Genomic DNA, 20600 nt, shown 5'->3' with positions numbered 1-20600 from the left:
TTTGGGTAAGTTCGTTGTACTTAGTACAATGAACTTTGAGTTTTAAGGTGCGGAGCCCCTCTTATGATGCATAAAGTGCAATGTAAGAGGGGGGAAGTGGCACACTGGACATACGTTAGCGATGATAAACAACGTTAAAGACCAAGCGCGGGGCGTTTTCCCCACCCCCTCTACGTTTAGCTTGTTTCACTACGTTAACGAGACACGAGACGCACTCGACATACGTTAGCGATAAAAACAACGTTAAAGACCATTCGCGGGGCTTTTTGCCCCACCATCGCTGCGTTTAGCTTGTTTCACGACGTTAGCGCAGACACGAGACGCATTCGGCATACGTTAGCGATAAAAACAACGTTAAAGACCAAGCGCGGGGCTTTTTGCCCCACCACCGCTGCGTTAAGCTTGTTTTACGACGTCAACGCAGACACGGGACGCACTCAACATACGTTAGCGATGAAAAGCAACGCCAAGCGCGGGGCCTTTCACCCCACCCCCGCTACGTTTAGCATGTTTTACAACATTAACGCAGCATCAGACGCGCTCAGTGCATTACGACCATCAGCGCCCCCAACGCCTCTCCAGAACGACGGTGTACGTTGTCGTCTCCCCCTTTCTCCGCTCTACAAAGGTATGAATTTGCTCAACGCCGCTGATATCGGTTCGACCATTGTCATGCTTCGTCAGGGTGAGCGACAGAATCATGCCCCGGACCGTGTTCGTCCCCTTCGTCAATTTCGAAGATACGAAATTACCTAAAGAAGAAGCGGCGACGCGCGTTTGTTCTATGCCGTATTTATCTTTCATCACGGCCTGAGTGACCGGATGAAGCACATGCGGATGCGCCCCTAAGACGACGTTCACACCTTGCCTGAACAGGAATTCCATCCATTTTTTCTGGCTGCTATCCGGGTAATTTCTATACTCTTTACCGAAATGAAGACAAGCTATGATAAAGTCCGTTTTATCCTTCATGCCCCGAATATCCGCCTTCATCTGATTCGCATTGAACCGATTAACCAGCCACCTCTGCGGCACCGGTATGGCATTGGTTTTCTCGGTATAGGCCACTATGCCGATACGCACGCCTTTCACATCCACGATCAGCGGCCCTTGCGCTTCTTTCGCAGAACGCGCAGTTCCCGTGTGCTGAAGCTTGTGCGCATCCAGAACCTGCAAGGTTCGTTTCACCCCGCTGCGTCCACCGTCCATGCAATGGTTGTTGGCTGTCGTCAGGACATGGAATCCTGCTTTTTTCAGCGAACCTGCCAGCTCATCCGGACAATTGAAAACAGGAAGGCCCGTTCTTGGATTTCTCCGTTCTCTGGGGCAGTTGCATTTGGGGCGAATGCCGGGAGAGCCCAGCAGCCTTTTGCCGGAGAAGGTCGTCTCCAAATTGCCTAATACCAAATCATGCGCTTTCAAAATGGGAGCAACCTCTTCAAAAATTGGGTCGAACCCATGCCCTTCCGGCCTTTTGGCCGCAGCTATAATTTCACTTTTCATCAATAAATCTCCGACAGCGGCAATCGTAACTTGGATCAACGCCCTCACTCCTCTCTTGAGCAAAATATTCAAGAAAAGGAGATGATGCTTGTAAAATAGGCGGCACAACAACAAGCAACAAGCAAAAAAGACAGTCCGATGGTCATCATCGAACTGTCCCAATCCCGATCCTAATCCAGTAATCCCGCAGGCAGCTTGGCATCCCATTCTCTCGGAATCGGCAGGCCGAGCGCATGAAGCGCGACCGCCGCCGTGTCCATAATCGACAGGCCGGACAAGTTGGCCTCCGGATTGATGCCAGGACCTCGGCAACCCCAGAAAATGGTCATATCCCGCGGCGCGTCACTCCCATGATTGAAGGCATCCAAACCTCCGCCGCCGTGGTCGGTGGTGATGATCAACAGGCTGTCTTCCAGCATCCCCGCTTCCAGCAGCGCTTTGCTGATCTCGCCGATCTGCTTGTCAGCAACCGTAATGGCCTTCAGGTATTCCGTGGAATCCTCCCCATACCCATGGCGATGGCCGGCAGCGTCCACATCATCCAGTTGAACGAATAGGAGCTCCACTCCTGGATTTGAACGAAGGTACGCCCCGATAGCGGGAACCAGCTCTTCATCCGAAGCGGCGTATTTATTCATGCCATCAATCTCTTCAATTACGCCGGAAATAATGGGCTTCCATGAAACGAATGCAGCCATTGTACTGTCAGGTCTTGCTTCTCGCAATATCCGAAAAATAGAGGGCGCCATAGAATCCGCCGGAAAGCTTCGATTCTTTTGAATATGGACATGAGACTCATGCCGATTCGGCACGACACCATGCAAAAGCGATCCCCAGCATTCCCCGCTATTGGAAGGATAGACGGTGCGAGCCAAGTGTGTTTGCACGCCTCCCGCAAGCAAAATATTCAAATAAGGGGTCTGCGCCTCACGGATGAATGTTCCTGCACCATCAATACCTAAAATAATGACTCTTTTGATAGCCTTGGATACCATAAGTTCGCTCACGCCCCCTGTTTTACCCTAAATCAGGTGAATCCGTCAGTACAACTACCGGTTCTTCTGTACGATGAAGTTCGAAGACGATGATTTCATTGCTGCCCTTCCGCAGTAACGGCGCCGGTACATATAACGTACGCTGCGGGCCTTTTTCCCAGTAACGGCCAAGATTAAAACCATTAATCCATACAACGCCTTTAGACCATCCGTCCAAACGGATGAAGGTGTCTCCGGCCTCTTCAACGTGAAACTCCCCGCGATAAAAAGTCGGGCGCTCCTGATCCTGCGTTTCATCCTGCTCTACATTTTTCATTGAACGCACGAACGGAATGGCATCTACTTTGTCCAGTGGCAGTGGATAAATCGTCCAATCAAACAAGAATTGATTGTTGAAACGAACGCCTTCTGTAATCCCTTTGTAGTCCTTCAATTTCGGTCCGTAATTTACTCGGCCCATGTTCTCAACCACGATGTCCAGCCTCGCGCCTTCAGCAGGAATGTCCAGCGGGAGAGGACGCGGATCCCAACGTTCAATTGTACCTCGGTAGACGCCGTCCAAGAAAATCTGCGCGCGGTCGTGCACCTCTTGCAGGTGCAGCTTTTCGCCGGTTCGCGGACCGGATACCTGTGTCGAATAAACGATGAAGCCATAGCTTTGGCCAAACATCTCCATCGGCTCCGGGCACGTACGTTGAATAGGCGTAGAAAGTTGGGACAGCTGCCCAAGCAGATCTGCTTTTTCTGTTAAGGCTACGCGGCCGTAGCTTTTCTTCGCAATAGGCGCTGGGAATGCAGAGAACTCTTTCTCGTCCTTCTCAAGATAGCGAGCAATCACGCTGCGGACGGCGCGAAATTTCTCCGTTTCATCTCCACACTCAGAAAGAGGTGAATCGTAGTCATAGCTCGTAATCGTAGCTTCGTATTTCTCAGCAAAGTTCGCACCGTTGTAGAAACCAAAGTTCGTTCCGCCATGGAACATGTAGAAATTCACAGAGGCCCCTGCGCGAAGCATGCGATCGAAGACATCCGCAACATCACCCGCATCCCGAGTGTGGTGCGGCTTCAGCCAGTGATCGAACCAGCCGTTCCAATACTCCATGCACATAAGCGGCTCATCCGCACGGTATTCACGGAACTTCTCGAACGCTTCCTCTGGTCTGGAACCGAAGTTAACGGTCGCAAGCGTACCGGGAATTGTTCCTCCTTGGAGCATGCCGTCTTCCGGACCATCCGATGTAAACAATAAAACATCTACGCCGCGCTTCGTTAAACCCTCACGTAAATACGTAAGGTATGCCGTGTCGTTGCCGTAGCTGCCGTATTCATTTTCGATTTGCATCGCAATGATGGGTCCGCCATTTGTGCTCTGTAACCGAGTTAACCTAGGAATTAACTCATCATAATAGCGATCTACTTTCATCAAATATGTAGCATCCATGCAGCGAAGCTTCATATATGTGTATTGCAGTAGCCACGCCGGCAACCCACCGAATTCCCACTCCGCGCAGATGTAAGGGCTTGGCCGAACAATCACATGAAGTCCGAGCTCGCCTGCGAGTGTGATGAACCTCTCAATGTTCGCAATGCCATCAAAGTTATAGACATTTTCCTGCGGCTCATGCAAATTCCAGGGTACATAAGTCTCTACAGTGTTAAAGCCGCACGCTTTAAGCTTCAGGAGCCGATCTTCCCAATATTCAGGAACTACACGGAAATAATGGATGGCTCCGGACAAAATTTGAAAGGGTTCCCCATCTAATAAAAATTGTTTATCTCTGGCTTGTAAAATGGCCACAATGATCCCTCCGGATGATGAGTACTGTCGGATAAGTTTATAAGTTTACCTACTCTCATCTTCGCTGAAAGGATCGTGAATCTCCATCGCCAAATGGATCATTTTCTATACCAAATGTGCCAAATGGCATGGTATGATGGAACAAATAATGAGGACAAACGGGAGGAACGGCGGATGGAACAACAGTTGGAGGATTTGTATCGATTCCCTAATATTATTAATACGCTTCAGGTGACCGGATGCCATTTTGGCTTAAAGCCTCCAGGGTGGCACTACCCGAGACATCATCACCATTTGTTCGAGCTGTTGTACTGCGTGGAAGGTGAAGTCGCTCATGAAATTAACCGTGATACGGTGACGATGCAAGCGGGAGACTGGCTGCTGATCAAGTCCGGTGTCAGGCATCAATCCTCCAACACCACCCTGGGGGATTACGGCTTTTTTAATGTACATTTCGATCTTGATGACCCCGAGATTCGCAGCCTGCTCTCCCAGGCACCCTATCGGCTCATCCGGCACAAAGAAGCAGAACGAAGCAAGCTTCGCTTCTACGTTGGTGAGCTGGAGGGTGTGATGCAGCGCAACCACACGGCTGCCGAGCCCTCGTCTTTGCGTTTTGAGGATAAACTGCTCCTGCAGTCGTATACGTTGCTCATCATACACGATGTGCTCCAGCTGTTTTGTGAACACGGCTCCTCTCGCGGACAAGGAAACGCCGCCGAGAAAGATCCTTCGCTTTTCACAGCGGATATCGCGCACATGATTGAAGAGAAGCTCGCGCTCGGTTTATGCGAAGAGGCGACAGTAGCGGGGGTCGCCAAGGAGATGAACCTAAGCCGCAGCCAATGCAGCAAGCTGTTCTCTAAGGTGTACGGACTATCCCCTCGCCAGTATGTCAGTCAGCAGAAGCTGAAACTGGCCAAGGAACTGCTCGTCACAACCCATCTGCCGATGACGGACATCGCAGAGAAGCTGGGTTTTCACTCGGCCAGCCACTTCTCCCGCCAATTCCGGCGCTGGACCGGCCAGTCGCCAAGTGAATTCAAGCCGAAGCATCATTCGACGAACTAGTTAATAATGCCATGAGAAACAATGTCCATACTGACCGAAACCTTAAAATCCACTTCGGGGTATGTTTGATCCCAATCGAGCTCTTTCCACTCCTTCGGATGGAAAGCAATCAAATCCCTTCCGATGCCCAGTGCATCAGAATGCGCTTTCTGAAGCTGCTTACAGATGACTTCCGCTTCCTGCGTGAGCATCTCAGAGAACCGTTTGTTCAGCTGCTCAATTAGCTTCTTGTCAATGCGGTTATATTTGGCGTGTTCGATGATAATCCCTTTCAGCTTCAGCTGCAATTGGACTTGAACGTGTCCAGATGAACTAACCGAAACCTTTTTATTGCTGCTCGACTTGATAATGTTTAGCGATATGTACTGAGACAGATCGTTTTTGCCCTTCGCCTCTTCTATTCTGCGCGTCATAATACAGATTTCACCCTTCTTGCCGTTCATTAAAAGGAACAAGGAAGATTGTTCAGGTGTGAGAGTGTATCCCGTATACTTACTCTTACTAAGAAGCCCTACGCCTTCGATGACGGCCTTATCTTTGTCCGTCTCGCTATCTCTGCCATTTTCCCTCCTTAGAATTGGAATGACACCATCTTTTCCCCGATCATGAAGAAGTGGGTAAATGGAATGCACGGTTACGAACGGAATGACCGTTTCGTACTGAGCGCTTTTAATGATTTTGCGCAAGTACTCCCCGGATGTCGCAGACCCGATGCGGTTCAATCGGATCAAATCCGCTGCTTCGCCATGGACGATTGCCACTTTGGCCAGCATAGGATCGTTTGAGTTGCGAAATGTAGCGTCCAGAAGGTTTAGAATATCCGATTTCGCCAACTTATCGCAGATGAGCATAACTTGATTTTTGGAAGTACCGATGGGTCCTGCAATTTGCAGGCCGATCTTTTTGTACAAGGACTCCTGCAGTGTCGGTCCAGTTGCCGTCAACACCTCATGAATTGGAACGGTTCTTTCCTTGCCTCCTGGAGATTGAATGGTAACGGTGGTGACAATTTCATTGTTCTCGTTCGTATCCAAAGAGGTTGCATAAATAAGCTGCAAATTTTTCAAATCGGAATGATAGCTGCACCCGGAAACTAACAACAAAACAACAATCAGCCAAAATAGCGCCAAGCGATTCACAGCTGCTGTCCCCCTTTTTTGCCTTTTAACCAAACAAACAAGAAAAGCAGAACGGGAAGTCCGATCGCGATGAAGCTCTCGAATTCCGTCACCTTCTGTAAGAGGGCAAGCCTTTTTTCCGAACGCCACGCGAAACCGACCAAACAGACTAAGGGAACTAAATAATAAATGGCTTTTCTATGTTCATTGTTATGAAACCAATATCCGAACCCTTTGCCTGCGGCATACATGTAGCTAATGAGCGATGCTGTCACTTTGACCAACCAGACGGAAAGGAAAATCAAATCCATCCGTTCCAGAAAAGGCAGAGAAATCCCGTTCAAGAAGTATGGAACAGGCTGCGGGATGAAAGGAATCGACTCAGGACTGAAATTCAGGAAACACAGTAGAACGACAACCAAAAAGAACAAGGTCGCCATCGTGTTCGCCCACAGTACAGGAACCAATATGCTCTTGTCTTTGGATTGCACATCGGAGGACACGATCAGGAACAGCTCGAAACCGAGGAAAGTGATCACGGAACTTTTCACTCCCGCTATAATGGCTGTCCAGCCCTTCTGTCCGATAGGCAGCAGATAGCGATAATCCATTGTGTAAAAGCTGGTCAGCATCATCGCTACCATTAAGATGAGCAGAAAAGTAACCATTGTGTGATAACGCGCAATGATGGCCAATCGTTCTTTAGCAAAATAGATCAATATGATAAAGTTGGCTGCAATGACGAGCCATGGATTCGTAAACGGCAATATCCAGAGCTCGACAAACATCATTTCCATCAGCAAAACCAAACAGGAAAGAAACAGAAAATGGAAGGTGTAAAAGGCGTTGACCACATTCCCCAGCCATTTGCCTAGAATAACCGGCATAAACTCATAGAAGTTTTTCTTGGGAAATCGTTGGCACAGAGCGGCATAAATAAGTAGAAGTACATTGACGCATACCCCTGCCAGTATGACGGAAATCCAGCCGTCTTCACCGGCAGCTTGATGCAAGACATAAGGGAAAGACAACACGCCGATGCCTACCTGAGTTTGCAGGATGAAAGCAAATAACTGCATTCTGCTCATGACACCCTCCTATCCGAAGCTTTCCTGCGAAAGATCCGCTTAGGAAGCTGAACAAGCGTAGTCAAGATCCTGCGTGGCTGGAATGGTGTAAATGGATAAAAGTAAGGGACCCCGTACGTTTCAAGCTTGCTTAGATGCATGAACAACAGCGAAAAGCTGAAGGCGATCCCGGCAAAACCAAGCAGCAAAGAAGCGATCATGATCGGGAAGCTGACCAGCCGAACCGCGAGGCGCATTTCATGAGATGGCAGACTGAAAGAAGCAACGGCGGTCAATGAAATAACGACGATCATCGTCGTGGACACTAATCCGGCGTTGACCACTTCACTTCCAATAACCAAACCTCCGACAATGGACAAAGTCGAAGCAATAGACTTCGGGAGCCGGATTGCCGCTTCCCGCAGCAGTTCGAGCACGGTAATCATAAACAGTGCTTCTATGAGAGGATTGAAAGGTATATTTTCTAAAGAAGCCTTCAAGGAAAAAAGCAAATCAATTGGCAGTACTTCGAAATGGTTCGAGACGATGGAAATATAAACGGAAGGTAGCGCCAAACCAATCATCACGCTAATAAATCGGAGAAAGCGAAAAAAAGTCCCGTTCCACCACCGGACATTGAAATCGTCTGCAATTTGAAAAAACATAAAAAACGTGACCGGAAGAACGACCGCAAACGAACTGCCATCGACCAGCAGGATGACTCTGCCTTCCATCAGATGGGATACGGTGGTGTCGGGTCTTTCGGTATACAGCATCTGCGGAAATGGCGACCACCAACTGCTCTCCAAACGATTCAATATTTGTCCGGGTGATTTAATAAATACATCCTCATTCGTCAAAAGTCTGGCAATCACTTCGTTAACCACATGGAGATCCGCAAGCTCGCTCATGTATAACAGCTTGACACCTGTCGGGCTTTGCGCGCCTAAAGTGAAATCTCGTTCAACCAGATTGGGATTCTTGAGCCGTTTGTGAATCATCTGCATGTTAACGTCTGCGTCATCGATAAAACCATCATGAGAACCGCGAATGACTTGCTCATTCTGGGATTCCGTGATGCTGCGCTCCATGTTGGCGGCGACATCGGCAAGAATAATGTCCGTACGTTGATCGAGCAGAATCGCACATTTCCCCTGCAGCATCCCCGCAGCCGCCATCTCCAAATCGGTGGCGATTTCGATATCAAGGATGGGAAGAATATCCTCCAAAAGCCCCTCTTTGGATTCGAGTAAAGGCCTCAAAACATCCGACTGCAGCTTATCCCGGTTCGTAGCGGCATTAAGATAAAGAATCGCACCCTGAACGCCCTGCAGGCGAAACTCCCTGGTGCGAATATCGTCGGAGGAGTGAAAGCATTCGAAAAGCTTACGCATATTCGTCTTAATCTCTGTAGAGATTTGGAATGAATTTTGTGGCAATTCCATGCTTCTCCCTCCCGCCTGTTCACCATGCGGTTAGTATTTGCCAATTTCTTCATCTTATCCAATAGAAACAAGACGATCATAGCTGATCGCCTTTTCTGAACTGCCCTGGTGTGATTCCCTCGTAACGTTTAAATACACGAATAAAGGTGTTGCTGTTCGAGAACCCGACTTTTTGCGTAATATCCGTAATCGTGTCATCGGTGTCCATCATTAATTTTTTAGCTAATTGGACGCGCTGCTTATTGACGTAATCAATGAAGGTTTCACCCGACTGCTCCTTAATAAAGCGTGACAAATAGGGGGCATTCACTTCGAATTTCAACGACAGCGAGGTTAGACTGAGATCCATATCCGCCAAATGCTCGTCGATATAGCTCAGCACATGATCCTTCAGATTCGTATTATGGCTTTTCTTTTTGGAGTCCACGTAATCGCAAACGGTTTTTAAAAATTTATAAATTTCATCTTCAATTTCCGCAAACGATTCACACTGGGTCAATTGTTTAATTAACGCATGCTTCTCCACGGCCAGCTCATTCGGTCCCTGATCCAGATGCTCAATCGCTTTCAGAATCGTCCCGATCAGCTCAAACATAAGAAGCTTGCCCAGCTGCAATGACAGCGTACCGTCGGACACATTCGTGACAATCAGCTCGCTGACCGCCTCCATAGCCTCCTCGTACTGCCCCGTACGGATATGATTGATGAGCTGACGCTCCATATCGAGCGGATAATACAGCTCATTTTTCGGTCGTTTAATCCGATCAAACGGAATGATTTGGCTCGGACCAATGACGAATTTGTACTCCAGCGCCTCCAGCGCCTCATCGAACCCGTGCGGAATTCCAGTCAGCGTTGGATGAATGTCACTGATGCCAATCGTCAGCTGAATGTAAAATTTCCCCTGAATCACTTCCTGCGCCACTTGTGCAGCATCAATTAAATCATGCTTCGCCTGCGCCTCATCCTCATGTTGGATATTAACGAGGAAGGCGATCATGCCGTCCACTTCGGTCGTAAACACCGAATGCTTGCGGCCAAGCAGTTCCTCTGTGATGTTCGTCACAATGTAATACACATATTGCAGTTTGGATTCGCTATCCCGCGAGCCGTTGTCATTGAACAAAGCGGAGTAATCGCCGATATGAAAAAGCAAAACCGCAAAGCGGTTCGTCTCAAACCGCAGGTCAAACGATGCCATCGATTGCGCCAGTGCTGAGCCGCTCTCAACTCGGCCTTTGAGGAGGCGTGCCAGAAAGTGGCTGCGCAGCACGTCTTGCTGTTTCCGAATGGTCGTATTCGCCGTATCCTGAAAGGCGGCATTCTCCGACATGAAATTTTGCAGCAGCAGGAATTCGTCTTTGCTGTCCTGCATATTCGATTTAACCTTGGGGGACACCAAATCCACCATGCGGCGAATCGGCATATAATGCCTGCTCGTCAACCAAATGGACATCGGCCCGCCGACGAAAATACACAGGAATAAGCCTGCATAAATCCAGCTGCGCAATTGGCTGACTTTCGCCGCGTATATTTTCGTAGGCACGATCGAGACATATTTCCATTCATTTTCGACGGAGGAAACGTAGGAAACCGTCACCTCTTCCTTGTCCCATTTCTGGCTAAACGAACCTTCTGCTGAGGACGAAATCTGCGCCAAATCAAGATCGGAAACATGCCCCGGCTCGCCTGCGATCATCATCGGCTTGTTGCCCGAGTCCAGAATCAGCACAATACCGGCCTGAGCTAGCTGAATGTTGGAGATGGCTGCTTTCAGACGCTCCGCATTGAGCATAACCACTAGCGTCGCTGGCGCTTCATCGGCATTCTGAATAGGCAGAGACTGCATATACACCATGTCATCTTCGGCTAATTGCAGAAAATTACCGAAGTAGATCTTCTCCATGCTGTCGCTCCACTTTTTAAAGGTTATTCCTTTATTAGGCTCATGAAGCAATTGGAACAGCAAATCGTCCTGATTCATCGTCGAGGTGGTCACACCGAAATGCTGCTTTTTCATATACACATACAAATCGTTGATATCCCCGTTCGATGCCGCATAGGAACGAAGAGATGTGATAAGGTCGAGCGTGTCGATTTTTACTTGCGAGCTGTTGAATTCCGTTTGATTCACATATTTAATCACTTTCGGGTCCAGAGAGAGCTGCAGACCCATCCGTTTAATATCCTTAAATTGATTATCCAGAGATTGCTTGACCTGATTGAGCAGCGCTTTATTGGAACGAATGACTTCTGAGTTCAACAAATGCTGCGATTGAAAAAGTACCAACATCGTGATGACAATGGGGATACAAAGTATGGTTAAGTTCGAATAAAGCCAAAAAAGAAATACGCTCCGCTTCATGAAAGAAGCCCCTCCCCTACTCATGCTGTATGCGCATTATCCCATCTTCTTCCCCCAATGTACATCTACGATTCTTGCAGCATCATCATTTTTTATTGTTTTCCCGCCCATTAAGCCGAAAACCCAAATAGCCCGCCCTCTTTTCGAACATCCAAAAAGAGAACAGGTTCTGGTTTTATTATTCTTTGATCGCTCCGACCATAACACCTTTTACGAAATATTTCTGTAAAAATGGATAAGCAATAAGGATCGGTAACGTCGCAACCATGATCGTTGCATATTTAATGCTTTCCCCAATCGCTTGCGTGTCGTTCGCATTTCCCGTTCCAGTGGTCATCGAATCCGTGCTGTTCTGGACGAGAATCTCGCGCAGAATCAGCTGCAGCGGGAATTTCTCCCGATCATGAAGGAACAGCATAGCGTTAAACCAGGAATTCCAGTGCGCAACACCGTAATAGAGCACCATGACGGCAATAACCGGCATCGACAAAGGCACCACGATCTGGAACAAAATGCGCCACTCGCCTGCGCCATCAATCTTGGCCGATTCCATCAACCCTTCCGGAATGGCTTCGAATGACGTTCGCATAATAATTAAATTCCACGTGGATATGGCTACTGGCACGATCAGCGCCAGATAGCTGTTGCCCATGTGCAAGTAATTGTTGATCAGCAGGTAAGTCGGGATCAAGCCGCCGCTGAAATACATCGTGAACACAATGCTGATCATGAGGAATTTCCGCAAAGCAAACTTTCTGGACAGTGCATAAGCGCCAAGTGTTGTAAAAAACAGATTGACCGCCGTACCTAGAATCAAAATTAAAAGTGTATTCCCATACCCGGTCAAAATGTTCGGATTCGCAATCACCTTCTCGAAGGCGCTTAAGTTAAATCCCAACGGCTTAAGAAGCAGCCCCGTATGCTGAATGAGCAAGTTCGAGTCGCTGATCGAGGCCATGAACACGTAGTAGAACGGGTACACGGTACAAATAATTAACAAGATCATAAGAATCGCATTACCGATATCGAATAGACGCTCAGATGCGCTTAATTTCATCGTTCGTTTCCTCCTGAGAGCTTTTCGTAAGAACAGCCGGCGTCATAAGATTAGGCTACCACAACCGGCTGCCCGAGAATCGGCGGGATATGCTGTTAGCGCTAATAAGCAAGGCAAAGTTAATCATCGATTGGAACAGACCTACAGCCGTCGTATAGCTGTAATCATTCCCTTGGGCAAGCCCTTCCCTGTACACAAAAGATGAGATCACATCCGCCGTTTCATACGTATTCGGATTATAAAGCAGGACAATCTTCTCGAAACCGACTTCCATCAAGCCGCCGATCCGAAGAATGAGCAGGATCATGATCGTCGGAATAAGCCCTGGCAGCGTTACGCTCCAGATTTGCCGGAATCTTCCCGCCCCGTCAACACGAACAGCTTCGTACAGCTCGGGGTTAATCCCGCTAAGCGCAGCCAAATAAATAATGGATGACCAGCCCAGCTCTTGCCAAATCGATGTGGAAACGAAGATGGTACGGAAGTTTTCCGCATTATTCATGAGTGCTGAATCCTGACCGCCAAAGAACATAATGATCGAATTCACAATGCCGCCGCGGTTTGTAAAATCAATAATTAATCCAGAGATAACGACAATGGAGATAAAATGTGGCAAATAGGAAATCGTCTGCACGATAGATTTGAACATCTTCTGGCGAATTTCATTGAGCAAAATCGCGAGAATAATCGGTGCCGGGAAGCCAAAAATCAGATTATAGAAGCTGATTAAGAACGTATTGCGCAGCACGCGTACAAAATAATAGCTTTGAAAGAAATCTTTGAAATGGGCAAAACCAACCCAATCACTGCCCCAGATCCCTTTCGCCGGGCTAAAATCTTTGAAAGCGATCACCGCTCCGTACATTGGGAAATATTTAAAAATGAAGAAGTACAGCGCAACCGGCAATACCATCAGGTAGATTGCGCGATTTTTTCTAATGTCGTCGAGTAGACCCCGAATGGAATTCGCCATGTTCTCACTTCCTTACGGATGTATTAAAAAGGGGAGGCTGAGCTCCCCGTACTCCAGCCTTCTATTAACGTTTGTTATAACGATCCGTCGCTGCTTGGTAAATCTCAACTGCACGGTCAATGTTCATCTTTTTCACTTGCTCCATCGTTTTATCGTAGTCTTCTACTTTCACAGTGCCCATCACGACTTTCGTGATTTGTTCCGTCAGCAGTGTGCTGACATCATTCAGAATCTTTGCAGACTCTTTGGCTTCATCGGTCGAGAGAACAACTGGCGGAAGCATGACTTTATACGCGTTGTTCGCATATTTGGCATATAGCTTCACGGCGTCTTTTTGTGCTTGCAACTGGTAGTACTGATCGTTGTAACGGTCATCATCCAAACCGGAGAAGCCGTAGTTGGCGATAAAATATTTGGCCATCGCTTGGGAAATCGGCAGGTTGTCCGGGTTTTTCAGGATCAAGTCCGTGTACTTCGGCTGACCGTCGGCTTTGGTATACGTTTGGCCTTCTACACCGAAGTTTTTGAGCGTAGCTCCTTCGTCGCTGTACAGATAATCGATGGCTTTGACCGTTTCTGCCGCATGTTTATTGGAGCTTGTAATAACCGTTCCGATATTGTCATATTCCCATGACGCTTGCACGAACTTCGGCTCGTCGCCTTTTTTCAGAACCGGATACTGCACAGCCGCCAGCTTCGCTTTCGGATCTGTTTTCTGAAGCGCCGGCGTGTATGTCCCAATGCTGCCGCCGATGAAGCCATAGAATGCGCCTGCCTTGCCGGAAGTAATTTTGGCATCCATCGTTTTCGTATCATTTGAAGCGAAGTCCGGATCGATCAGACCTTCTTTGTACCATTTTTGCATCGTCGTCAAATATTGCTTAAACTCCGGCTGGGTAGGGCCGAATTTCACCTTGCCGCCATCGATATAGAAAGAACTTGCGTTGGCGATTGTCGACATGCCCGCAACCCCATAGGCGCCTGCGAAGTCAGCGAAGGACAGCGGATAGCTTTTGTTCAGCGTGAAAGGAATTACGCCTTTCTTCTCTTTGAACGCTCTTAGCACCGTTTCCCACTCATCAACGGTTTCCGGCGCTTGCAAACCAAGCTCTTCGAGCCAATCTTGACGAATTACCATACCGCTAAACGTTTTGTATTGGCCGTATTCGCCGACCTTCAAGTGGGGCAGCGCGTAAATATCGCCGTTGTCCGCTTTAATTTGCTTGGCAATCTGCGGATTGGCATCCAGGATTTTTTTCAAATTCGGAGCATTTTTCTCAATTAAATCATTGAGTTTAATGATCGTGCCGTCTTTGAACATTTTGGCGGTTCCACCCTGCACGCTATTCCAGTTCCAAAGCATCGAATCCGGCAAGTTATTAGAAGCAACCATCACGCCGTACTGTTGAACATCATCCTGCGGCGTGTTTCCGGAGGAATGCTGGAAGTCAAACAACACATTCGTCTTTTTCGCCCATTCCTGAATTGCCGCAAGCTGCTACTAAGGATAGTACGAGCGCGGAGGCAAGTACAGGAAGTACTTTGAATGCTTTATTTCTTTTCATAGAAACACTCCCCTGGTGATTATTGATGATTTGGCGCTAATGCCATATGCGGATTAGCCTGTGAATGAAGCATACATGGTGAAGGTAGAAGCCGTATATCGCTTATTTTTCAGTCATATTGTTTTCTTAAGAAAGGTCGTCGCCTCTTTTTGTAGCATCTTCATTTTATGAGAATTCCCTGAAAAACAAAGGAAAAATCGCCACCTCCCCGCTATATGCAAGCGGTTCAGTAGCGATTATGGGATGGCTCGGGGTTATTCGCCGATCAACACTTCAATGCCCAGCGCTTCGATGGTATCGATCCATTCTTTCGGACAGCCGGAGTCCGTGATCAGCATCGAGATTTCATCCAGCTTGGCCACTCGGGCGAATGTCGACATGCCGAATTTGGAATGGTCGGCCACCAGAATCGCCTCTTCCGCCCGCTGCATCATTTTTCGGGAAATAACGGCTTCGGCCAAGTGAAAGTCGGTAATCCCATCGGCAAGTGAAATACCGCCAACCGAGATGAACGCCTTGTTCACTTTAAACTGATCCAGCATTTGATCCGTAAGAGAGCCTGTGGCCGCTTTGAGTTCCAGACTGACTTCTCCGCCCAAGAAAATAATTCGGCCGCCAAAAGTCTCCATCGCCAGATTAAGGACAGGGACAGAGTGCGTGATCAAGGTAACATTCGTATGATCCTTCAAGTAAGGCAAGATCTCGAGCGTTGTCGTACTGTTATCCAGCATGATCGTTTCCCCGTCCTGCACGATGGAAGCAGCTGCCTTGCCAATCGCCACTTTCTCTTTCTTCATCATTTGCGTCCGTCTCAGAAAAGGCGGCTCGACAAGCTCCATGCGCATTTTGACTGCGCCGCCGTACACTTTACGAAGTTTGCCTTCCTTCTCCAAGCGATCCAAGTCCCTCCGGACCGTTTCGGTCGAAACGCTGAGGAGCTCAGACAAGTGAAGAACCTGTACTTTTCCTTCCAACTCCAAATGATTCAGGATCTTCATCCTGCGATCCTCGAATGTTAATGACATAAATAACCTCCTGCCTATGACCGATGCTAGCAACATCGTGATGTTTCATGTTGTTTTCATCTAGTGTATAAGTAGGAGGTTAGCCTGTCAACGCGATGCCAGAAGTCGTTTGATCATCTCGCGCTTTTTGATGATCCATCCCGGATCCATTAGTTATAAGATGAAATGAAAAGTAAATGATTTGTAAATTTCTCATTGACAGTTCCAGATCGTCGGATATACAATTGTCAACAAACAACAACATTTTAATAAAAAACCACACGAAAACAACACTCTCACAAAAAACATGGAGGGCTACACTTATGCAGCGTCAACTTCTCTTTCGTGAAGATCAAACCTTTACGATTACTCAATTTACAGATTTACATTGGATAGACGGCGGCACCCTCGATCAGAAGACGCGGAAGCTGATGGAAGATGTGCTGGATGCAGAGAAGCCTGATCTGGTTGTATTTACAGGTGACGTTATCTACACCGGATACGTGACTCCCGGCAACCCTAGATGCGAACAGCCGCTAGAAGCGTTTCGGGAAGCCGTTTACGCCGCAGAAACGCGGGGCATCCCCTGGGCGGTTGTATTCGGCAACCACGATACGGAAACGATCATTACGCGTGAAGACCTCATGCAAGCCGTGTTGGAACACCCGCATACCGTGGCACAACGCGGTCCGCGTGATATTCATGGCACAGGCAACTACGCGTTATCCATTCAAGGTGCTGATGGAGCAGCCGCTGCGTCCTTGTATTTTTTTGACTCGGGCAACCAATCCCCCGTACCGGATATCCAAGGATACGATTGGATTCGAAGCAGCCAAATTGGTTGGTATGTAGAAGCTTCGAGAAAGCTGCAAGCAGAAAATGCTGAACAAACCTTGCCTGCGCTGGCTTTCTTCCACATCCCGCTCCCGGAATATAAGCAAGTCTGGGACACAGAGATCTGTTATGGCAGCAAGCATGAACCTGTGTGCTGCGCACCGGTTAACTCCGGCCTCTTTGCAGCCATGGTGGAAAGAGGCGATGTCATCGGCACCTTCTGCGGCCACGACCATGTCAACGACTATCGCGGCAATCTGCATGGCGTTGAGCTTTGTTACGGCCGTGCCACGGGCTATAACACCTATGGCAAAGAAGGCTTCCCCCGCGGTGCGCGGATGATCCGGCTCCGCCAAGGAGAACGTAATTTCGAAACCTGGCTGCGTTTAGCCGATGGCACAGTTGTAAGCGAGCAAGCTGAGCATGCGCCAGGCGAATAATTTTACCGATTTTGTTTGGAGATGATGGCTTGGTTATTGTATCAATCTTACTTGTCATAGCTTCCGGCTTAACCCATGCCATTTGGAGCTTATTCACCAAAAGCAGCAATAATAAAAGTGTCTTCCTCTGGTCAATCATTATGGTGACCACCGTGGTTTTGCTTCCTTTTTTGATCAGAGAATTATGGCTTCATCCTTTATCCTTATCTTCTTACGGGCTTCTGCTCTTGTCAGCGGCTTTTCAGAGCGTCTATGCGCTGCTCTTGGCACGCACCTACAATATGGGCGATTTGTCTCAAGTGTATCCAATTATGCGGGGCACCAGCACCTTATTCATTCCTATTGTCGGCGTTTTGTTCCTTAGAGAATCCTTATCCATCTACGGCTGGCTTGGGCTGGTCTTAATGCTCACTGGCTTCCTTGCACTCAGCGGCATCTTCACCGGCAAACGAAAGGACATCGCCTCAGCCGGGTGCATCAAACCATTTCTGATGGCCCTTTGCGTAGGCTTATGCACGACCTGCTACGTCTTCGTCGATAAGCTGAATTTGCAGCATATTTCGGCCATTTCCTTGCTCGAGGTGACGAATATCGGGTTCGTTGCTGCGCTGACGCCAATCGTCATCGCTTCCAAGCAGCTGCGGCTTGAATGGAAGCTGAACACCCGCATTATTTTGCTCGGAGCCATCCTGAATCCAGGGTCTTATTTGTTGTTTTTATTCGCCATGAAATATGCGCCTGTCGCCCATATCTCACCGATTCGGGAGATCGGCACGGTTTTTGCCACGATCTTAGGCATTGTCGTCCTCAAAGAAAAGCAAGGCAAGAAGCGAATCACCTGCTCCATTCTCATCATGCTGGGTATTCTGCTAATTGGATTCTTTGGTTGACTTTCTCCTCGACGTCCCTTAAGATAAATGTCAGTGAGTACTGACATTGTTTCGGAAGAGGGATGGCCATGAACAGCACCAGCAGCAAGATTGGCAGCAGCGATCGACTGCTTTTATCCGCACTCAATTTGATTGCCGAAAAGGGCTACAACGGGGTAACCACACTAGAGATTGCCACCGCGGCAGGCCTCAGCGAGAAGACGTTATTCCGCCATTTCGGCAGTAAGCAGAAGTTGCTTGAAGCGGCTTATGACCGCTATCATTATGCGGAGGAAATGAAGAAGCTGTTCGCCGAAAAGCTGGTATGGGAGCTCGAAACCGACTTGCTGCTCATTACAAAAACCTATCACGAGATCATGAACCGCAATCGGAAAATGATTCAGATCTCGCTCAAAGAAGACGGACAGCTGCCGGGATTCCGCGAGCGTACCCAGAAGCATCCACAGCAACTATTGGAATTTCTAACCGAATATTTCACCACCATGGCGGATCAAGGCAAAATCATCCCCGATAACCCGGAGCTTCATGCGTTCTCCTTCATGATGATGCAATTCGGCGCGTTCATGAATGATCTTGACAGCCACACGAATTACTCCAGCATCAAGTTAGAACCATTCGTACTTGAGAGTGTAAAAGTGTTTACTAGGGCATTGCAGCCCTAGTTTTTTTAACCGCTATATGTCAGTCAGTACTGACAGTCATTTTAAACAAAAAAGGACGTGATCTTCCTGATGATTAGCTCAGCTCCAACAACAGCAACAACAAAAACAGCAACAATTGTTCCTGCAGCCGGCACGCAGCCAAACAGCAACAAATTAATGCGTGTCCTCATGTTCACTTTAACGATTTCCATGATGACCGGCATCATGTTCAATATTGCCCTGCCGAAAATCAGCGAGCAATTCTCGCTCAGCCTCTCCCAAGTAAGCTGGCTGTCCTCCGCTTATATTCTCATCTACGCGATCGGCGCTGTCACTTACGGCAAGCTGGCTGACCGCTACACGCTGAAAAGCATCGTCACCTTCGGGCTTCTGCTGTTTGCGGCCGGCTCACTGATCGGGCTCGCCTCGCAAACCTTCGCGATGGCGCTCATCGGCCGCTGCCTGCAGGCTGCAGGAGCCGCCGTCATTCCCGCCATTGCGATGATCATCCCGCTGCGGTATTTCGCTCCCGAGCGCCGGGGTGCCGCGCTCGGCATGACGGCCGTTGGGCTCGCCTTCGGCAACGCGCTAGGCCCTGTCGTAGCCGCTTTGATCATCAGCACCGTCCATTGGCGGTGGCTGTTCGCGGTGCCGCTGCTGGTTCTGGCGGTACTCCCTTTGTACCGCCGCTATTTGCGCGAGGAGCAGCCGGGGAGCGGCGGCTCTTTTGATTGGCTTGGCGGGATCCTGCTCGCCGCGGCCATTGCTTTGCTTTTGATGAGCGTATCCAAAGGATTATGGCTTGCTCTTGGCGCGTTGCTCGCTTTGGCCCTATTCCTTGTTCGTATCAACAAGGCAGCGGAGCCCTTTATCGCTCCAAGGCTATTTAGGAATGCCAAGTACACACTCGGGCTTACGATTTCCTTCCTTGTGAACGGTACCTGCTGCTCCCTTTACGTGCTTAGCCCACTGCTGTTCGCCAACGTTCACAAGCTGCCTTCCATATGGATCGGCTTCATGATGATCCCGGCCGCCGCTGCAGCGGCTATATTCGGGCGCAAAGGCGGGAAACTTGCGGATGCCAAAGGCAATTCCTTCGTCGCTTATCTGGCCGCGGGCTTATTGGTGAGCTGCTTCCTGCTGCTCTCCACTTTCACCGGCAGCTCTCCGCTGCTCATTGCCGGTTTCCTGATTCTCGGGAATGTGGGGCAGTCCTTCCTGGTCATCGCCGTTTCCAACTCCGTGTCCAGAACATTGCAGGCAGAGCAGGTTGGCGTCGGCATGGGCATGCTCGCCATGATCAACTTCATTGCGCAAGGCATTGCAATTGGCTTGTACAGCAAAGCCGTTGATCTTGGCAGTTTTTCGAGCTGGAATCCGCTGTACCGTTATTCCTCCGGCTTTATTTTTAGCAATATTAGTCTAGTGCTTGCCGGCTTAGCGTTTGTAATTTGGGTTGTATTTTACATTGTGTTTGGTAGGGTGCGTGAGGGGGATAAAACCAAGCGTGCGGCCGGTGCTCCGGGTACTGCGAGGTCTGTTTCTACTTAGATCGATCAAGGTTATCAATTTCAGCTGAGGTTCCGTAGAGGAGCGCTGCTCGGGCATAGGAGTATATGGATTACTTACGCTTAACGCCGATTACTCCAGCTAATTTCCACAATTCATCCACTTTTTCGCAATTAACTGGAATTTCTACCGCTGATATTGACAGATCTAGCAGGTTTCGCGTAGCAACCGGCGATTTAGACGGAGGTTCTGCAGTTATTTTGCTAACAGCCACTTTGCAGCACGGATTAGCGGTAAATTTTCCATTTATTGCTTCAATGAATTG

General features: G+C 48.7%; 16 protein-coding genes. 5 read left to right on the top strand and 11 right to left on the bottom strand.

Going from position 1 to position 20600, the window contains the following annotated elements:
- Positions 1-558: 558 nt before the first annotated feature.
- The 3 genes from GON05_RS02290 to GON05_RS02280 form a co-directional block, all read right to left on the bottom strand.
- Entirely contained in the window at positions 559-1542 is a 984-nt protein-coding gene (locus tag GON05_RS02290; protein WP_157317637.1) for a CapA family protein, read from the bottom strand.
- A gap of 131 nt (positions 1543-1673) precedes the next feature.
- Positions 1674-2510 (bottom strand): alkaline phosphatase family protein, encoded by an 837-nt coding sequence (locus tag GON05_RS02285; protein ID WP_338114007.1) that lies wholly within the window; start codon positions 2508-2510, stop codon positions 1674-1676.
- 10 nt (positions 2511-2520) lie between these two features.
- The gene (locus GON05_RS02280; protein ID WP_397370882.1) at positions 2521-4296 is read right to left on the bottom strand and encodes a glycoside hydrolase family 35 protein; all 1776 of its coding nucleotides are present in this window, start codon (positions 4294-4296) and stop codon (positions 2521-2523) included.
- A 174-nt stretch (positions 4297-4470) separates the two neighbouring features.
- Here GON05_RS02280 and GON05_RS02275 point away from each other — a divergent pair, with 174 nt between their 5' ends.
- Positions 4471-5367, top strand: coding sequence for an AraC family transcriptional regulator (locus GON05_RS02275; RefSeq protein ID WP_246238773.1), 897 nt, complete (start codon positions 4471-4473; stop codon positions 5365-5367).
- On the opposite strand, the gene GON05_RS02270 is transcribed toward GON05_RS02275, so the two are convergent.
- The 8 genes from GON05_RS02270 to GON05_RS02235 all read right to left on the bottom strand — a co-directional run bounded on the left by GON05_RS02270 (position 5364) and on the right by GON05_RS02235 (position 15982).
- Complete coding sequence (locus GON05_RS02270) at positions 5364-6506, bottom strand: Ger(x)C family spore germination protein (RefSeq protein ID WP_157317636.1); 1143 nt, start codon at positions 6504-6506, stop codon at positions 5364-5366. The genes GON05_RS02275 and GON05_RS02270 overlap by 4 nt on opposite strands.
- A complete protein-coding gene (locus GON05_RS02265; protein ID WP_157317635.1) occupies positions 6503-7573 on the bottom strand; it encodes a GerAB/ArcD/ProY family transporter in 1071 nt (356 codons plus the stop codon). The genes GON05_RS02270 and GON05_RS02265 overlap by 4 nt, the downstream gene beginning before the upstream one ends.
- A complete protein-coding gene (locus GON05_RS02260; protein ID WP_157317634.1) occupies positions 7570-8997 on the bottom strand; it encodes a spore germination protein in 1428 nt (475 codons plus the stop codon). Before GON05_RS02260 ends, GON05_RS02265 begins: the two co-directional genes overlap by 4 nt.
- A gap of 76 nt (positions 8998-9073) precedes the next feature.
- Positions 9074-11362, bottom strand: coding sequence for a helix-turn-helix domain-containing protein (locus GON05_RS02255; protein WP_181646614.1), 2289 nt, complete (start codon positions 11360-11362; stop codon positions 9074-9076).
- A 178-nt stretch (positions 11363-11540) separates the two neighbouring features.
- Positions 11541-12419 carry a carbohydrate ABC transporter permease gene (locus GON05_RS02250; RefSeq protein ID WP_127458126.1) on the bottom strand — a complete coding sequence of 293 codons (879 nt, stop codon included), beginning with the start codon at positions 12417-12419 and terminating at the stop codon, positions 11541-11543.
- Positions 12420-12474: 55 nt separating this feature from the next.
- On the bottom strand, positions 12475-13392 hold the full coding sequence (locus GON05_RS02245; RefSeq protein ID WP_127458127.1) for an ABC transporter permease: 918 nt from the start codon (positions 13390-13392) through the stop codon (positions 12475-12477).
- A 64-nt stretch (positions 13393-13456) separates the two neighbouring features.
- Complete coding sequence (locus GON05_RS02240) at positions 13457-14851, bottom strand: type 2 periplasmic-binding domain-containing protein (RefSeq protein ID WP_157317632.1); 1395 nt, start codon at positions 14849-14851, stop codon at positions 13457-13459.
- A 360-nt stretch (positions 14852-15211) separates the two neighbouring features.
- Positions 15212-15982: a DeoR/GlpR family DNA-binding transcription regulator gene (locus tag GON05_RS02235; protein ID WP_157317631.1), complete on the bottom strand. Its 771-nt coding sequence runs from the start codon at positions 15980-15982 to the stop codon at positions 15212-15214.
- Between the two features lie 302 nt (positions 15983-16284).
- Here GON05_RS02235 and GON05_RS02230 point away from each other — a divergent pair, with 302 nt between their 5' ends.
- The 4 genes from GON05_RS02230 (at position 16285) to GON05_RS02215 (ending at position 20317) form a co-directional block, all read left to right on the top strand.
- Positions 16285-17235 (top strand): metallophosphoesterase family protein, encoded by a 951-nt coding sequence (locus GON05_RS02230; RefSeq protein ID WP_157317630.1) that lies wholly within the window; start codon positions 16285-16287, stop codon positions 17233-17235.
- Positions 17236-17264: 29 nt separating this feature from the next.
- Complete coding sequence (locus GON05_RS02225) at positions 17265-18125, top strand: EamA family transporter (protein WP_157317629.1); 861 nt, start codon at positions 17265-17267, stop codon at positions 18123-18125.
- Positions 18126-18193: 68 nt separating this feature from the next.
- Positions 18194-18787, top strand: coding sequence for a TetR/AcrR family transcriptional regulator (locus GON05_RS02220; protein ID WP_246238771.1), 594 nt, complete (start codon positions 18194-18196; stop codon positions 18785-18787).
- A gap of 69 nt (positions 18788-18856) precedes the next feature.
- Positions 18857-20317 carry an MFS transporter gene (locus tag GON05_RS02215; RefSeq protein ID WP_157317627.1) on the top strand — a complete coding sequence of 487 codons (1461 nt, stop codon included), beginning with the start codon at positions 18857-18859 and terminating at the stop codon, positions 20315-20317.
- The last annotated feature ends 283 nt before the right edge of the window (positions 20318-20600 follow it).

Origin of the sequence: Paenibacillus anseongensis (genome assembly GCF_009757995.1) — a bacterium.
Lineage (GTDB): Bacteria > Bacillota > Bacilli > Paenibacillales > NBRC-103111 > Paenibacillus_E > Paenibacillus_E chondroitinus.
Note: the sequence above shows the minus strand (reverse complement) of the source record. Positions and strands in the feature narration are given on the sequence as shown.

What these genes read in the sequence shown, in the direction of transcription:
- GON05_RS02275 (WP_246238773.1), top strand. Translation starts at nt 4,471, where the DNA reads ATGGAACAACAGTTGGAGGATTTGTATCGATTCCCTAATATTATTAAT.
- GON05_RS02265 (WP_157317635.1), bottom strand. Translation starts at nt 7,573, where the DNA reads ATGAGCAGAATGCAGTTATTTGCTTTCATCCTGCAAACTCAGGTAGGC.
- GON05_RS02260 (WP_157317634.1), bottom strand. Translation starts at nt 8,997, where the DNA reads ATGGAATTGCCACAAAATTCATTCCAAATCTCTACAGAGATTAAGACG.
- GON05_RS02255 (WP_181646614.1), bottom strand. Translation starts at nt 11,362, where the DNA reads ATGAAGCGGAGCGTATTTCTTTTTTGGCTTTATTCGAACTTAACCATA.
- GON05_RS02250 (WP_127458126.1), bottom strand. Translation starts at nt 12,419, where the DNA reads ATGAAATTAAGCGCATCTGAGCGTCTATTCGATATCGGTAATGCGATT.
- GON05_RS02245 (WP_127458127.1), bottom strand. Translation starts at nt 13,392, where the DNA reads ATGGCGAATTCCATTCGGGGTCTACTCGACGACATTAGAAAAAATCGC.
- GON05_RS02235 (WP_157317631.1), bottom strand. Translation starts at nt 15,982, where the DNA reads ATGTCATTAACATTCGAGGATCGCAGGATGAAGATCCTGAATCATTTG.
- GON05_RS02230 (WP_157317630.1), top strand. Translation starts at nt 16,285, where the DNA reads ATGCAGCGTCAACTTCTCTTTCGTGAAGATCAAACCTTTACGATTACT.
- GON05_RS02220 (WP_246238771.1), top strand. Translation starts at nt 18,194, where the DNA reads ATGAACAGCACCAGCAGCAAGATTGGCAGCAGCGATCGACTGCTTTTA.
- GON05_RS02215 (WP_157317627.1), top strand. Translation starts at nt 18,857, where the DNA reads ATGATTAGCTCAGCTCCAACAACAGCAACAACAAAAACAGCAACAATT.